The sequence below is a fragment of the Campylobacter sp. FU_497 genome (genome assembly GCF_025772425.1).
GTDB lineage: Bacteria > Campylobacterota > Campylobacteria > Campylobacterales > Campylobacteraceae > Campylobacter_D > Campylobacter_D lari_C.
On sequence record NZ_JAKMSC010000027.1, the window covers coordinates 1 to 15930 of the forward strand.

Genomic DNA, 15930 nt, shown 5'->3' on the forward strand with positions numbered 1-15930 from the left:
AGCAAAATGTAAAATTATGCGTGAGAATTTATAAGAATACCATTGCAAAACTAAAATCAGATAAAATCCAAGTAAAAAATTCAAACTTAAAAAAGCTATCATACTAATCATTTTTTAAAAATTCCTCATGTATTTTTTCATTTATAAAATCAGCATGTTTTAAAAAGAAAAAATGATCCCCATCTAATGCAAAAAAATTTCCTTTTTGTGCTAGAGAGTGGATAATCGCTCCACTTTTTAAAGGCGTAGCCTTATCTTCATTACCCCAAAAAATCAAAATAGGGTTTTTAAGCTTTTGAAATTCATTTTCTAAATTTTCATTAACAACCTTCTTAAAGGTTTCATACATCACTTCACTCATGCCTTGAGCGTCTTTGCTAATAAAAAATTTCCTCCAAAAATCCCCATAAGGAAGATTTTTTAAAATTTTAAATAAGGCTATTTTAAACCTCACTTTAAAGCTTTTTGGCAAAACCACACCTGCACTAGAAAGTAAAATCAAACCCTGAAAATTAGCATTTTGACACATAATAGTCGCAACTTTTCCGCCAAAAGAATGCCCCATTAAATAATCTGCCTTTTGCTCAATTGTAGTTAAAAAGTCTTCTACAACCTTGGCATAAGCATAAGAATCCATAGGTGCATCTATGCTTGAATTTCCAAAACCAGGTAAATCTAAATAAATTTGTTTAAAATCATTCAAAGACTTTTCAAAAGCTTGTTTCATAAGCTCTTTATTAGCACCCCAACCGTGTAAAATAAGAATTGTTTTTTCACATTTTGGATTGATGATTTCATAGCTTAAATTATAAAAATATCCATTAGAATATACTCTAGTTTTTGCCATTTCTAGCCTTTTTTATCTTTATAAATTTTTTCTAAAAGCATTACAGCTTCATTTAAACGCTCATATTCTTCAAAGCTCAAAAGCACGGCTTCAAATTTATTATTTTTTACAATCACCACTCTACCGTTTTCGCTTTTTTTTGTTTTTTCAAGCATAGTGCTGAAATTTCTTACTACTTCAGTTGCAGTATAAATTTCATCTTTGCTAAAAGTAGCCATGATTATAATTTACCTTTTTGCCCATTAATGCTGTGAATAAAAGCATAATCAATCTTAATTTGCTTTTCTAGCTCTATATTTTTTGCTAAATTATCAACTGTATTAGTAAAATCTTCAAATAAATAATTTGCCAATGATCCTGGATTTGGATTGATCTCATTTAAATAAACCTCATCATCTATCACAAAAAAATCACAGCGAATCAAAGCTCCTTTAAATAAAGGATTATAAATTCTTGTAAAATTATCCTTTAGTTTTTGCTTTAATTCTTCACTAATATTTGCTTCACTGACTTTAGAACTTTCTGAAAAACCTAAATATTTTTGTTCAAAATCTAAAATTTCATTTTTTCTAGGCTCTTCAATGATAGAAAATTCCATTTTTTCATCTATCATACAACCTGCTAAGTTATATTCTTTAATATTGCTTACAAATTTTTCAACCACAACATCCTCATCAAATTCAAAAGCAACATCTTTAGCATATTTAAGCTCACTTTCATCTTTAACTATACTTATACCTATGCTGCTACCTAATCTTGCGGGCTTTAAAATACAAGGAAAGTCCAAAGATACATTTTGCTCTTTATGCAAATTTAAAACCTTATAATCAAGTGTTTTCACCCCTACGCTTTGTGCATAAAGTTTAGTTAAAACCTTATTAAAAGATAAAACACTAGCTTCTATGCGCGGTCCTATGTATTTTATACCATAAAAATCAAGCAAAGCAGCTATTTTGCCATCTTCGCCATCTTTTCCATGTACGATATTTACCGCTACATCAATGTCAAGTTTTTTCTCGCCTAACATGGTTTTTATAAAAAACCCACCCTGTTTTAGTATTAAAGCTTTTTCTTTTTTATAAGCACCACTACTAAAAGTTTTTGCATTCATTTTTTCTTCATCTATAAGAAAAAATTCCTTATTTTTATCACAAAATATAAATTTTTTTTGCGCTTTGAGTACTTTTTTTAATACCACAGCACTCACAATGCTAATTTCATGCTCATAAGAATTTGCACCAAAAATTACACCATATATCATTATATTTTTCCTTTTATTATGCTAATTTTTTCAAAGCCTCTTTAATAAGCTCACTAGTATTTTTACTCTTACAAGTTCTTAAAACCTTTAAAATATTTTCTTGTTTAAAACCAAGTGAAAGTAAGGCTGCTAAAGCTTGTGCTTGATCTTGATTAGAATTTTCTATATTGATTTTTGCATCACTTAACTCAGCTATAATTCTTTTTGCACTCTTTGGACCAATACCAGGAACCTTTTTAAAAACACTCTCATCGCCACTTTGCAAAGCTGCATAGAAAGTATTAGTATCTAAACTTGAGCAAAGTGCCATAGCAGTAGTTGCTCCTATACCACTAATTTTGATTAATAATTCAAACATTCTTTGCTCGTTAATGTCTAAAAATCCATATAATTTATGAGAGTCTTCTTTGATAATTTGCGTGATTAAAAACTCAACCTTTTGATCTTTTTCAAAATTACTTGAGCAAAAAAGCGACACATAAACACCATAACTTACCCCACTTGAAGTTTTTAAAATTACAAAAGTAGGTTCTTTTTTACTCACTATTCCTTCAATTGCCACTATCATTATAGTTTATTCCTTGTAATTACTAATAGAGCGAATTTCATAAACACTTACTCCATCTTCAGCATCTATCTTTTCAAGTTCAAAACACTCAATCATCTCATCATTACGCGGATGATAACTTAATTCTTTTCTAGGATTTAATAAAACAAATTTAACTTCGTTTAAATCCATCCATTTTCCACTTTTATTAATAATTTTTGATTTTAAAAGTTCATCTTGAATTTTTTTAAGCTTTTCTATATTTGCTTTTTCTTCCTCTTTTAAAGTTTCTATCTTATTAGCTAAAATATTTAAATTTTCAATCTTTTGATTAAAATCTTTAATAGTAATCTTATAAGCTTGTGGTATAGCTCTTTTTGTGCTCATTAATTCTTTTGCCTTTTGCTGTAAAATTCTCACAGAATCTTTACTCACATGGATAGTATGCTTGGTTTCTTCAATTTCTTTGACTAAATTTTCTTGTTCTTTTTTTAACTCTTCAATATGCAAAAGTATTTCCTCGCCACTTTTTTCTTTATCAAAAGCTTTGAGATCTTGAATTACAAGTTTATTGCCACTTCCTTGAATTTTTTCAACGCGGATTAAACTTTTAGCACTACATAAACAATTTCCACCAAGTTCTTGTATATAAATTTCATCAGCAATAATCTCCCCACCCACAGCCTTTTTAATATTTACTTTTTTAGCCTTGATAGAGCCATTTTCTAAAGTTTCAGCAAAAACTTCCTCGGCCTCACAATATCCTCTTAAGATATTAACCTCAACCTTTTGCCCTATAATAGTGCTTTTATGATGCATATTACCTTTAAGAATTACTTTTTTACCTCTTAAGACAGAATCTTGAGCCATATTGCCAGTAACTTCTAATTCCTGAGCCTCAACAGTAATCCTAGGACCTATTGCATCTTCTAAGCTATTTGTATTTTTAATCACAATAATAACTTGCTTATCAAAACCTGCCCAAATAGAACCTGTACTTTTAAAATCAACCTTGTTAAACTCTAAATAATTTTCTATCTCATAAATAGATTTTTTTTGGATAATAAAGCCATCTTTTTTGGCAATATATTTTATACTTTCATCATCTTCTTTAACTTCAAAATTATCCGAACAAATAACTTTTTCTTTGTTTGTTTTTGGTGGGAGAGCTTTTAAAATTTTAAATCTTAAATCTTTACCGTCACTACCCTCTTTTGGTTTAATCCTCTCAATAGCCACCTCATCTTTTCCTATAGGTGCTACATAGTTTCTATTCATCACATCATTGTGTTTTTTTAAATTTTCTAGATAATGATATTTTATTTCTTCATTTGTAGGCTCTTGTGGATTAACTCCCTTACATACTTCAAATTCAACTTCAAAATCAAATTTTTGCTTTTCTTTAACTTTAGTATTAAAATCAATAATTTGCTTTTTAAAATCAAAAATTCTAAATCCAAGCAAATATTTTTCTTTTATCATCGCTTTATAAATAGCCTCTAAAAGCTCTAGTGCTAATTTATCATGAAAAGTAATAGCTTCACTAGCTCTAACACTAGCTTTTAATAAAGTACAAAGCTCATTAGCATGCAAGCTAACTTCAAAAGTTGGTATACGTGCAATTTTTTTAAAATAAATTTCTATTTTATACTCTTGCTCTATACTTAAATCATGAATTAAAAATTTTTCATCTTCTTCAAAAATTTTTAATTCTTTTTCATTAACTTTTATCCATTCTTGATTATCATAAGTATAAGAAGTACTAAAACTTAACAATCTAAAATCAAGTTCATCAACTTCGCATTTATTTTCAGAAGCAAATATCAAAAGCTCTTTATAAGGGTCTTTAGTATATAAAATTTTCTTCTCTTCCATAGCTTAAGCTTCCTTATTGTGTATAAAATTTTGATTTTAGCAAAAATAAAATCAAAATTTAGTTAAAATTATTGCTATTAAAAAATTTTATAATACTCAAACTAATGTTTAAAGAATGAAAATTAATGAGAAAAAATATTATTTTTAAAAATTTCATCATCAATGCCTTGGGAATTTTATTTTCTAGGATTATGGGTGTTTTAAGAGATATTGTTTTAGCTTTATATTTAGGTGCTGGAATTTATAGTGATATTTTCTTTGTGGCCTTAAAAATGCCTGCTTTTTTTAGAAGAATTTTTGCAGAAGGAGCTTTTGGACAAGCTTTTTTACCAAGTTTTTTAAAAGCAAGTAAAAAAGGTGCTTTTTGTATAAATGTCTTATTACAATTTAGTATTATTGTTTTTTTAACCTGTGTTTTAGTGAGTTTTTTTGCTGAATTTTTTACAAAGATTTTCGCTTTTGGTTTTAACAAAGAAACGATCATTCTAGCTGCGCCTTTAGTTTCTATTAATTTTTGGTATTTGTTTTTTATTTTTTTAGTAACTTTTTTAGGCTCTTTGTTAAATTATAAACAAAATTTTTTCATCACTTCTTTTTCTGCTTCATTTTTTAATCTTTTTGTTGTGATTGCCGGATTTTTTGTCACTCAAGATAAACCTTTAGAAGCTTTGTATTATTTTTCGTATGCGACTGTTTTAAGTGGTCTAGCTCAACTTATATGGCATATTTTTGCTTTAAAAAACACTAGAATTTTAAAAAGTATGTATTTAAGCATAAAACTTAAAAAAACAAAGACTAATTTAGATAAGTTCCACTCTACATTTACTCATGGACTTTTAGGCTCTTCGGCAAATCAAATTAGTTCATTATTAGATACTACTATAGCTAGTTTTTTAATGGCTGGAAGCATTTCGTATTTGTATTATTCTAATAGGGTTTTTCAGCTTCCTTTAGCTCTTTTTGCAATCGCACTAAGTCAAGTAAGTTTTCCAAAAATACTAAGACATTTAAAAGCAAATGAAGAACAAAAAGCCTTAGCTTTTATGCAAAAAGCTTTTGAATATTTAAGTGTGCTTTTAATCTTAGCTAGCATAGTAGGGATTATTTTAGCTAAAGAAATTGTGGAGTTTTTATTTCAAAGAGGAAATTTTAATCAAGAAGATACAAAAATCACTGCATTTTTATTACAAGCTTATCTTTTAGGACTTTTACCTTTTGGCTTACAAAAACTTTTTTCTTTATGGCTTTATGCTAAATTTAAACAAAAAATAGCCGCTATAATAGCCTTTAAAACACTTTTTATATCAGCATTTTTTAGTATAGTGATTATTTTACTTATCAAAGAAGAAGCTTATAAGAGCTTAGGCATTGCATTAGCTTCATCTATTAGTGCTTTTTATTTATTATATGCTAATATTAAAGAATTTGGCTTTAAAAATCTTTGGGGTATTTTTAGGGTTAAATTTTGGCTTATTAGCATAGTATTTTTAAGTTTATTTGCTTTAGGCTTATTTGAAATTAAAGATATTTTAATACAATTTTTAATTGAAATTTATCATTTTTTTAAAGGTTTGTTTTAATGTTTTTTTTTGATAGTGTTTTAAAGAAAAAATGCGAATTTATCCCACATGAGGCAAAAAAAGCAAGCATTTATCTATGCGGGCCTACTGTATATGATGATGCGCATTTAGGACATGCAAGAAGTAGTGTGTGTTTTGATTTTTTAAGAAGAGTTTTGCTAGCAAATGATTATAAAGTAGTTTTTGCTAGAAATTACACTGATATTGATGATAAAATCTTAAAAAAAATGCAAGAAAGTGGCAAAAGTTTAGAAGAAATTACAAATTTTTATATTAAAAGATATGAAGAAGATATGCAAGCGCTTAATATCTTAGAACCTGATTTTAAACCAAAGGCTACAGCTTATATTGAGCAAATGATTATATATATAGAAAAACTTTTAGAATTAAACCTAGCTTATAAACTTGAAGATGGGATTTATTTTGATACTAGCAAAGATGATAAATACTTTTATATCTCTAAAAGAAATTTAGAAGATAATCAATCACGCCTAGAAGAAAGCGTGGCTAAAAAAAATGATAGCGATTTTGTTTTATGGAAATTTGATGAAAAATTTTATCCTGCAAGTTTTGGCAAAGGAAGACCAGGTTGGCACACAGAATGCGTTGTGATGATAGAAAGTATTTTTAAAGATAAACTTGATATTCATGCAGGGGGTATAGACTTACTTTTTCCTCATCATGAAAATGAAGCTTGTCAGTGTCGTTGTAAAAACAATCATGAATTAGCCAATTTTTGGCTACACAATGGCTTTGTGCAAATTAATGGTGAAAAAATGAGCAAAAGCTTGGGAAATAGCTTTTTTCTAAAAGATTCTTTAAAGCTTTTTAGTGGAGAAATTTTGAGATTTTATCTTTTAAGTGTGCATTATAGAGCGCATTTTAACTATGCTTTAGAAGACTTACAAGCTGCTAAAAAAAGACTTGATAAATTTTACCGCTTAAAAAAACGCTTAAATTTAAATGCTTTTATAGATGAAAAAATTACCATAGAAAGTGAAGTAGCTAAAAATATCTTAGAAGTTTTAAATGATGATTTAAATACCTCTAAAGCCTTAGCTTTACTTGATGAGTTTATTAATGAAAGTAATATTTACTTAGATCAAAACCCAAAAGATAAAACTTATAAAATACAATTAGAAAAAACCTTAAAAGAACTTTCTTTTATTTTTGGTATAGGTTTTATAGATACTATAAAATATTTTCAATTTGGCATTAGTGAAGAAAAATGTCAAGAAATAGAAGAAAAAATCGCTCTGCGCAACAAGGCAAAGCAAGAAAAAAACTATGCCTTAGCAGATCAAATTCGCGATGATTTAGCTAAAGAGAATATTCTTTTAATGGATACACCAAATGGTGTGGTATGGGAGAAAAATGGATAAAAATTATAAAGAAATGAAGCTTAAAGAAGTTTTTACTCGCTTTAAGCCTTATTATAAAGATTATTGGTTTTATTTTGTTTTAGCTATTATTGGCATGCTTTTAACCAGTGGTGGCACAGCAGCTAGTGCATACATCATAGAGCCTATTTTAAATAAAATTTTTATAGAAAAAAACGCTCAATTGCTTTATTATATGCCTTTGCTTGTTATTTTAATTTATGCTTTAAAAAATCTTGGCGCTTATATGCAAGTTTATTATATATCTTATGTTGGGACAGATATTTTAAGAAGATTAAGAGAATTAGTTCTTGGCAATCTTTTGCGCTTAGATATGAGTTTTTTTCATAAATACAGAAGTGGAGAATTAATCAGCAGGTGTACTTCTGATATTGGAGCTTTACAAAATATAGTTTCTACTATAATACCTGAAATTTTAAGAGAAAGTTTAACCGCGATTGGACTTTTAAGTGTGGTAATTTATCAAAGTCCAAAACTTGCTTTTTTTGCTTTAGTAATTTTACCTTTAGCAATCTATCCTCTTGCTATTTTTGCTAAGAAAATTAAAAAAATAGGACGCAATACCCAAGAAAAAAATTCTGACCTTACTTCAAGATTAAGCGAAATCTTTTCTAATATAGAACTTATTAAAGCTTCTAATGCAAGTAAAAATGAAATGCAAAAATTCAGCCAAACCAATAGCGAAGTTTGCAAACTTTCCTTAAAAGGCATTAGAATCGAAGCTTTAAGTAGCCCTTTAATGGAATCTATGGGTTCAATTGGCTTTGCAATAGTAATTATAATAGGTGGCAAAGAAGTAATCGATGGAAGTTTAAGTATAGGTTCTTTTTTTAGCTTTACTACAGCTTTATTTATGGCTTATACTCCTATTAAAAGACTTTCTTCACTTTATACAAGATTGCAAAATGCAGTAGCAGCAAGTGAAAGAACTTTTTATCTAACTGATTTAGAACCACAAATTAAAGGTGGCAATGAAAAACTTACAGAAAATATCCAAAATATTCATTTTAAAAATGTCTCTTTAAGCTATCAAAAAGACAAAATGGTATTAAAAGATGTAAATTTTTCTTTTAACAAAGGAGAAATTCTAGCCTTAGTTGGATCAAGCGGTGGCGGGAAATCTTCTATTATTAATCTTTTAATGTATTTTTTTGAAAAAGATAGCGGTGAAATTTTAATCAATCAAAAAGATATTAGTTCTTTTGATATTGTTAGCTTAAGAGAGAATATCTCTTTGGTAACTCAAAATATTTATATATTTAATGACACTATAGCTCAAAATATTGCTTATGCTAAAGAATACGATGAAGCACGTGTAATAGAGGTTTTAAAACAAGCTAATGCTTATGATTTTGTTCAAGAACTTGGTGGTATACATACTGAATTAAAAGAACATGGGAAAAATCTCTCCGGCGGACAAAAACAACGCATTGCTATAGCAAGGGCTTTATATAAAAATCCTCAAATTTTAATTTTTGATGAAGCAACTTCAGCACTTGATAATGAAAGTGAAAAAGCCATAGTAAAAACTATAGAAAGCTTAAAAAAAGATCGTTTGATACTCATCATCGCTCATAGACTTAGCACTATAGAAAATGCTGATAAAATTGCTGTACTTGATAAAGGAAAAATAGCTTCTATAGGAAATGATGCTTATTTAATGAAAAATTGTGAAATTTATCAAAAATTAAAACAAAAAGTACAAAAAACTGACAAAGATAAAGAAAATGAAAACTAAGAATTATCATTTTTTTAGTACAATATACTATTTTGTAAAAAAGGAAAAATATGACCTATGAAAGCTTAAAACCTTTAATATATAAATTAGATCCAGAAAATGCTCATGCTTTAGCTGAATTTAGTATGCGAACACTAGATTGTATATTTCCTGGAGGGCTTAGTTTTTTTGCAAAAGATTGTGTGATAAATGATGAAATTTTAAATCAAGAAATTTTTAATCTAAATTTTTATAATCCTGTGGGCTTAGCAGGTGGCTTTGATAAAAACGCCACGATGATAAGACCGCTAAGTGCTTTAGGTTTTGGCTTTTTAGAATATGGAACTTTCACCCCAAAACCTCAAAATGGTAATGAAAAACCTAGACTTTTTAGACTTGTTGAACAAGAAAGTATTCAAAATGCTATGGGTTTTAATAATAAAGGTAAAGACGCCATTGCAAAAGAAGTAAAAAAAGTCTATCCATTTAGTATACCTTTAATAGCAAATATAGGTAAAAACAAAATCACCCCAAATGAAGAAGCTATTAATGATTATATTATTTTATTAAAAGAATTTAAAGATTTATGTGATTTATTTGTGGTTAATATATCCTCTCCAAATACCAAAAATTTAAGAGATTTACAAAGTGAGGAATTTGTAAGTACTTTATTTAACCAAGCAAAAGAAATCACGAATAAACCTGTGATTTTAAAAATTGCTCCAGATATGAATATAGACAGTGCAATTTCACTTTGCAAAAGTGCTATTAGTGCAAAAGCTGATGGTATTATCATGGCAAATACTAGTATAGATTATTCTTTGATTGATAATGCAAGAACTTTTGGTGGAATTAGTGGTAGATTGATCACTCAAAAAAGTGCGACATTTTTTAAAGAAGTAGCTAAAGAAATTTATCAAGATACTATTTTAATAGCAAGTGGAGGCATAGATAGTGCTGAACTTGCTTATGAGCGCATTAAAAATGGGGCTAGTTTGGTTCAAATTTATACAGCTATGATTTTTAAAGGGCCAAGCATTGTTAAAAATATCAATCAAGGTTTAATTGAACTTTTAAAACAAGATGGTTTTAATCATATTAGTCAAGCTATAGGAGTTAATTTTAAATGATTAATTATAAAAAAATCACCCTTGAAAATGAACTTGAAATTTATACTTTACCTGTAAATAAAAAAAGTGGGGTTATAAGTATAGATATTTTTTATAAAGTTGGCTCAAGAAATGAAAAAATGGGAAAAAGTGGCATAGCCCATATGCTTGAACATTTAAATTTTAAAAGTACAAAAAATTTAAAAGCAGGTGAATTTGATGAAATAGTCAAAGGTTTTGGCGGAGTGGATAATGCAAGCACGGGCTTTGACTATACGCATTATTTTATAAAATGCTCTAGTGAAAATTTAGATAAGTCTTTATGGCTTTTTGCTGAATTAATGCGTAATTTAAATTTAAAAGATGATGAGTTTCAGCCTGAAAGAAATGTAGTTTTAGAAGAAAGGCGTTGGAGAACTGATAATAATCCTTTAGGATATTTGTATTTTAGATTATACAACCATGCCTTTTTACACCATCCATATCACTGGACCCCGATAGGCTTTTTTAAAGATATACAAAATTGGAAAATAGAAGATATACAAGATTTTCATCAAACTTTTTATCAACCTAAAAATGCTATTTTACTTGTGAGTGGCGATATTAACGAAGATGAAGTTTTTGCTTTAGCTAAAAAACATTTTCAAGATATAAAAAATACCAAAGAAATCCCTATAGTTCATGAAAAAGAACCTGAGCAAGATGGTGCTAAACGCGTGATCTTACACAAAGAAAGCGACACACAATTATTAGCACTTGCATATAAAATTCCTGCATTTAATCATGAAGATATGCCAAAACTTTGTGCATTAAGCGAACTTTTGGGAAATGGAAAAAGTTCTTTAATCAGTGAAATCTTAATTGATAAATTAGAATTAATCAATGAATTTTATGCTTATGCAAGTGAAAATATAGATGAGAATTTATTTATATTTATTTGCGTTTGTAATGAAGGTATAAAAGCAGAAGATGTTGAAAAAGAGCTTTTAAAAATTCTTGAAGATGTAAAAAATGCCAAATTTGATGATACTATCATGGAAAAAATCAAAAATACTGTAAAAAGTGATTTTATCTTTTCACTAAGCAATGCAAGCAGTGTTGCAAATATTTATGGCTCTTATCTTGCAAAAGGCGATTTAAAGCCTTTGCTTGATTATGAAAAAAATATAGAAAATCTAAGCAAAGATGATTTAATTCATTGTGCTAAAAAATACTTCAATGAAAACAAATCTACTACAATAATTTTAAAAAGGGGTGAAAATGGACAATAAAATCATCATAGGAGCAATGACAGCTTTAATAACTCCATTTAAAAATGGAAAATTAGATGAACAAACTTACCACAAACTCATCAAAAGACAAATCGCAAATGGGATTGATGTAGTAGTGCCTGTTGGAACAACCGGAGAAAGTGCCACCTTAACCCATGAAGAACATAGAATTTGTATAGAAATAGCACTAGATGCTTGCAAGGGAAGTTCTTGTAAGGTTTTAGCAGGAGCAGGAAGCAATGCTACCCATGAAGCTGTAAGTTTGGCTAAGTTTGCACAAGAGCATGGAGCTGATGGTATTTTAAGCGTTACTCCATATTATAACAAACCCACACAAGAAGGTTTGTATTTACACTACAAAGAAATAGCAAAAAGCATAGATATACCTGTGCTTTTATATAACGTGCCAGGAAGAACAGGTTGTGAACTTCAAACAGAAACCATTATAAGATTATTTAGAGATTGTGAAAATATTTATGGGGTAAAAGAAGCTAGTGGGAGCATTGATAAATGCGTTGATTTGCTAGCACATGAGCCTAGAATGATGCTTTTAAGTGGTGAAGATGCAATTAATTATCCTATACTTTCAAATGGCGGTAAAGGTGTGATTTCAGTTACTTCAAATTTACTTCCTGATATGATTTCAAAATTAACTCATCTGGCTTTAGAAGAAAAATATATTGAAGCTAAAAAAATTAATGATGAGTTGTATAATATCAATAAAATTTTATTTTGCGAAAGCAATCCTATACCTATTAAAGCAGCAATGTATATAGCAGGTTTAACTCCTACTTTAGAATATCGTTTGCCACTTTGTAAACCTAGTGATTGCAATTTAGCAAAAATAGAAGCGATTATGAAAAACTATAACATAAAAGGATTTTAATGGATACTTTTTTTCAAAATAAAACTTTAGTAATTAGCGGTGGAACAAGAGGGATTGGTAAAGCTATTGTATATGAGTTTGCAAAAGCAGGAGCTAATGTAGCTTTTACTTATAATTCTAATGCAGATTTAGCTCAAGAAATTATAAAAGATTTAGAAAATAACTATAAAATCAAAGCAAAGGCTTATGAGTTTAACATACTTGAGCCAGAAACTTATAAAGACTTATTTGAAAAAATCGATCAAGATTTTGACAGAATAGATTTTTTCATCTCTAATGCTATTATCTCAGGTCGTGCCGTTGTAGGTGGATATACTAAATTTATGAAATTAAAACCTCGTGGAATAAATAATATTTTCACAGCAACTGTAAATGCATTTGTAGTTGGAGCACAAGAAGCAGCAAGAAGAATAGAAAAAGTTGGTGGAGGTAGTATATTATCTATTTCCTCAACAGGAAATTTAGTACATATTGAAAATTATGCAGGACACGGTACAGCAAAAGCAGCAGTTGAGGCTATGGCAAGATATGCTGCAACCGAACTTGGTTCTAAAAACATCCGTGTAAATGTAGTAAGTGGTGGGCCAATTGACACTGATGCGCTTAAAGCATTTACAAATTATGAAGAAGTTAAAAATGCAACTATTAATCTTAGTCCATTAAACCGTATTGGACAACCTCAAGATTTAGCAGGAGCATGTTTATTTTTATGTTCTGATAAAGCAAATTGGATCACAGGACACACTTTAATCGTAGATGGTGGTACCACTTTTAAATGATTCATTACCCCATTTTGGGGTATTTTCTTTAAACACAAGGATTAATAAACAATGAATTTACCTAATATCTTAGCATTTATAAGGATATTATTAGCTCCACTTTTGTTTTTTTTGCTTATTAATGATTTTGAAAATATTCATCCTAGTTGGGTAAATTATTTTGCTTGTGTTGTTTTTGGTATAGCCGCCTTGACTGATTTTTTTGATGGTTATATTGCAAGAACTTGGAATCAAACTACAAAACTTGGAGCTATTATAGACCCACTAGCGGATAAAATGCTTGTTTTGGCTGCTTTTTTAGGATTATTACTCACCCAAAAAGCCGATCCTTGGATGGTTTATATTATTTTAGTAAGGGAATTTTTTATAACCGGTTTTAGAGTGGTTATGGTGAGTGAAAAATTTGATGTAAGTGCTTCTTTTGCAGGAAAAATAAAAACAACCTTTCAAATGATAGCCATTATATTTTTAATCATGCAATGGCCTTTTGCTAATACATTGTTATTTATTGCCTTAGTACTTACACTTTATTCAGCTTTTGAATACATACTAGCTTATATAAAACATTTAAAAAAGGTATAATTTGAAATCATATTTATTTTTATTTATTATCTTAGCTATTGGCTTTAAATTTTATTCTTTTAGCTTTTTAATAACGCTTTTGGTTATATCTTTTTTAATTTTTTTTCACGAGCTAGGACATTTTTTAGCCGCAAAACATATGAAAGTCGATGTAGAAATTTTTAGTATAGGCTTTGGAAAAGCTGTTTTTAAAAAAATTTACAAAAACACAGAATATCGCTTATCTGCTCTACCTTTTGGTGGTTATGTTAAACTTAAAGGACAAGATGATTTAAATCCTAGTGAAAAAAATTACGAACCAAATAGCTATAACACTCTAAGTCCTCTAGCTAGAATTTACATACTTTTTGCAGGACCATTTTTTAATTTCTTTTTAGCATTTTTGCTTTATATAGCCATAGGTTTTTTAGGTGTGCAAAAACTTGCACCTGTTATTGGCAATATAGCACCAAATTCAGCTGCACAAAAAGCAAATTTACAAATTGGAGATAAAATCCTAGCTATAGATGGAGTTAAAATTCAAAGCTTTGAAGAAATTGGCAAACTTGTACATATAAAACCAACCCTACTTAGCATAGAACGCGATGGTAAACTCATCAACATCACCCTAACCCCGCAAATTGATCAAGGTTATAATGAGTTTTATCAAAAAGTTCAAAAACCACTAATTGGCATAGCACCTAAGGGTGAGTTTGTTACTATTTATCATCCAGGAATTAGTAGTTTAAAATACGCTTATGAAGAAAGCATAGAGGCTTCTTTGCTTATTTTTAAAGGTCTTGCTAAAATCATCAGCGGGGAGTTAGATGCCAAAAACATGGGTGGAATCATCACTATGGTAGATATAACCTCCAAAGCAGCAAATACTAGCATAGTGGTTTTATTTTTAATCACTGCTTTAATTTCTATCAACCTTGGAGTATTAAATTTACTTCCTATTCCAGCACTAGATGGAGGACATATACTTTTTAACCTTTATGAGCTAATCTTTAAAAAAGAAGTACCAAAAGTATGTTTTGAATATCTTAGTTATTTTGGCATGGCTTTGCTTTTAAGCTTAATGGTATTTGTAACTTATAACGACATCACTCGTTTTATGAGTAATTAATAAGTCCTAGTAGCAAAATCATAACGGTTAAATTCGCCTATATTGTTTTTACGGTAAAAGCTATTATAAAATTGCTTACTTAAACTTTGCTCATAATTTAGTCTAAATCTTACCCACATTGCTGTTTGATCTTTGGCGTTAGTTTTTTCATCTTGATAATTAAGCGATAAATCTAAAATAGAAATTGGAGAATAAGTAATGTTATATTGGTTTTGTAATTCTTTTATATTAGAATTTACATTTAAAACATTCAAATATGGCAAGTCAAATACAACCCCAAGTTCTGTGCTATCATCACTATCGTTTTCTTTGATCTTATAATGATTAGCATATGCTTTAAAATAATGACTAAATTGCAATTCAGCGCCAAAGCTATTCTTAGTATAAGCTTCTTTATATTGATCATTAAAATAATTAAAACCAAAATTAAACTCATCAAATTCATAACGATTAATAAGTCCTAAAGAATATGCTTGCTCTGCTTGATCTATTCTTGCTTGTTTTTCTAAAAGTAAGGTAGCATTATCATAATCTAATATCGAATTGATATTTTTTATATTAACACTCAAAGCATTGTAGTCTAAATTTGCTTCTGTTTTATCTTTAGAACTTAAATTTAAAACTTGTCCTAAAGATTTACTAGCAAAAGATCCAAAATCAACATTTTGAGCTTGATATTCTTGTGGTTTTTGAAAAAATACTTGCTTAGAAACTGTATTTGTTTTTTGTTCTTTGCTAATATTAGCCTCACCCTCACCTAAGCTTTCTTCTAAATTTAAAGCAAATGCATTTATGCATATACAGCTTAAAAAAATGTATTTTTTCACTCAACCTCTAATGTATTATTTTATAAAGATACAAAATTCCACATTTACATGAAATATTGCTAACTTTATATTTATAATAGCATTATATTTTTACAATATGACTAATTAACAATATTTTTAACAACAAAACAATTATTTTTC

15 protein-coding genes are annotated in these 15930 nt (G+C 28.7%); 9 read left to right on the forward strand and 6 right to left on the reverse strand.

The genetic code is table 11. The features are described 5' to 3' along the window. Positions 1–103: 103 nt before the first annotated feature. From L8W68_RS07985 to L8W68_RS08005, 5 genes are read right to left on the reverse strand one after another with little or no spacing between them, the layout of a single operon-like run. On the reverse strand, positions 104–847 hold the full coding sequence (locus L8W68_RS07985; protein ID WP_258108559.1) for an alpha/beta fold hydrolase: 744 nt from the start codon (positions 845–847) through the stop codon (positions 104–106). Positions 848–849: 2 nt separating this feature from the next. After that, positions 850–1065: a type II toxin-antitoxin system Phd/YefM family antitoxin gene (locus L8W68_RS07990; RefSeq protein WP_012661347.1), complete on the reverse strand. Its 216-nt coding sequence runs from the start codon at positions 1063–1065 to the stop codon at positions 850–852. A gap of 2 nt (positions 1066–1067) precedes the next feature. Further along, complete coding sequence (locus L8W68_RS07995) at positions 1068–2108, reverse strand: D-alanine--D-alanine ligase (protein ID WP_263675730.1); 1041 nt, start codon at positions 2106–2108, stop codon at positions 1068–1070. 16 nt (positions 2109–2124) lie between these two features. Next, the gene (gene ruvA / locus L8W68_RS08000) at positions 2125–2676 is read right to left on the reverse strand and encodes a Holliday junction branch migration protein RuvA (protein WP_263675731.1); all 552 of its coding nucleotides are present in this window, start codon (positions 2674–2676) and stop codon (positions 2125–2127) included. Positions 2677–2682: 6 nt separating this feature from the next. Beyond that, positions 2683–4530, reverse strand: coding sequence for a FapA family protein (locus tag L8W68_RS08005; RefSeq protein ID WP_263675732.1), 1848 nt, complete (start codon positions 4528–4530; stop codon positions 2683–2685). A gap of 125 nt (positions 4531–4655) precedes the next feature. Here L8W68_RS08005 and murJ point away from each other — a divergent pair, with 125 nt between their 5' ends. Genes murJ through rseP form a run of 9 tightly spaced genes read left to right on the forward strand, consistent with a single transcriptional unit; the run spans position 4656 to position 14962 of the window. After that, positions 4656–6110, forward strand: coding sequence for a murein biosynthesis integral membrane protein MurJ (murJ, locus tag L8W68_RS08010; protein ID WP_263675733.1), 1455 nt, complete (start codon positions 4656–4658; stop codon positions 6108–6110). Next, the gene (gene cysS, locus L8W68_RS08015) at positions 6110–7492 is read left to right on the forward strand and encodes a cysteine--tRNA ligase (RefSeq protein ID WP_263675734.1); all 1383 of its coding nucleotides are present in this window, start codon (positions 6110–6112) and stop codon (positions 7490–7492) included. The genes murJ and cysS overlap by 1 nt, the downstream gene beginning before the upstream one ends. Beyond that, the gene (locus tag L8W68_RS08020) at positions 7485–9248 is read left to right on the forward strand and encodes an ABC transporter ATP-binding protein (protein WP_263675735.1); all 1764 of its coding nucleotides are present in this window, start codon (positions 7485–7487) and stop codon (positions 9246–9248) included. The genes cysS and L8W68_RS08020 overlap by 8 nt, the downstream gene beginning before the upstream one ends. 50 nt (positions 9249–9298) lie before the next feature. Continuing rightward, complete coding sequence (locus L8W68_RS08025; protein WP_263675736.1) at positions 9299–10357, forward strand: quinone-dependent dihydroorotate dehydrogenase; 1059 nt, start codon at positions 9299–9301, stop codon at positions 10355–10357. Beyond that, entirely contained in the window at positions 10354–11607 is a 1254-nt protein-coding gene (locus L8W68_RS08030; protein WP_263675737.1) for a M16 family metallopeptidase, read from the forward strand. Before L8W68_RS08025 ends, L8W68_RS08030 begins: the two co-directional genes overlap by 4 nt. Then, positions 11597–12493, forward strand: a complete 897-nt coding sequence (gene dapA, locus L8W68_RS08035) for a 4-hydroxy-tetrahydrodipicolinate synthase (protein WP_263675738.1) — start codon at positions 11597–11599, stop codon at positions 12491–12493. Before L8W68_RS08030 ends, dapA begins: the two co-directional genes overlap by 11 nt. Beyond that, entirely contained in the window at positions 12493–13272 is a 780-nt protein-coding gene (locus L8W68_RS08040; protein ID WP_263675739.1) for an enoyl-ACP reductase, read from the forward strand. The genes dapA and L8W68_RS08040 overlap by 1 nt, the downstream gene beginning before the upstream one ends. A 51-nt stretch (positions 13273–13323) precedes the next feature. After that, positions 13324–13854, forward strand: coding sequence for a CDP-diacylglycerol--glycerol-3-phosphate 3-phosphatidyltransferase (gene pgsA / locus L8W68_RS08045; RefSeq protein WP_263675740.1), 531 nt, complete (start codon positions 13324–13326; stop codon positions 13852–13854). A gap of 1 nt (position 13855) precedes the next feature. Further along, positions 13856–14962 carry an RIP metalloprotease RseP gene (rseP, locus tag L8W68_RS08050; protein WP_214098275.1) on the forward strand — a complete coding sequence of 369 codons (1107 nt, stop codon included), beginning with the start codon at positions 13856–13858 and terminating at the stop codon, positions 14960–14962. Here the strand turns inward: rseP and L8W68_RS08055 are convergent. Then, the gene (locus tag L8W68_RS08055) at positions 14959–15789 is read right to left on the reverse strand and encodes a hypothetical protein (RefSeq protein WP_263675741.1); all 831 of its coding nucleotides are present in this window, start codon (positions 15787–15789) and stop codon (positions 14959–14961) included. The two genes, rseP and L8W68_RS08055, sit on opposite strands and share 4 nt — an antisense overlap. Positions 15790–15930: the final 141 nt, after the last annotated feature.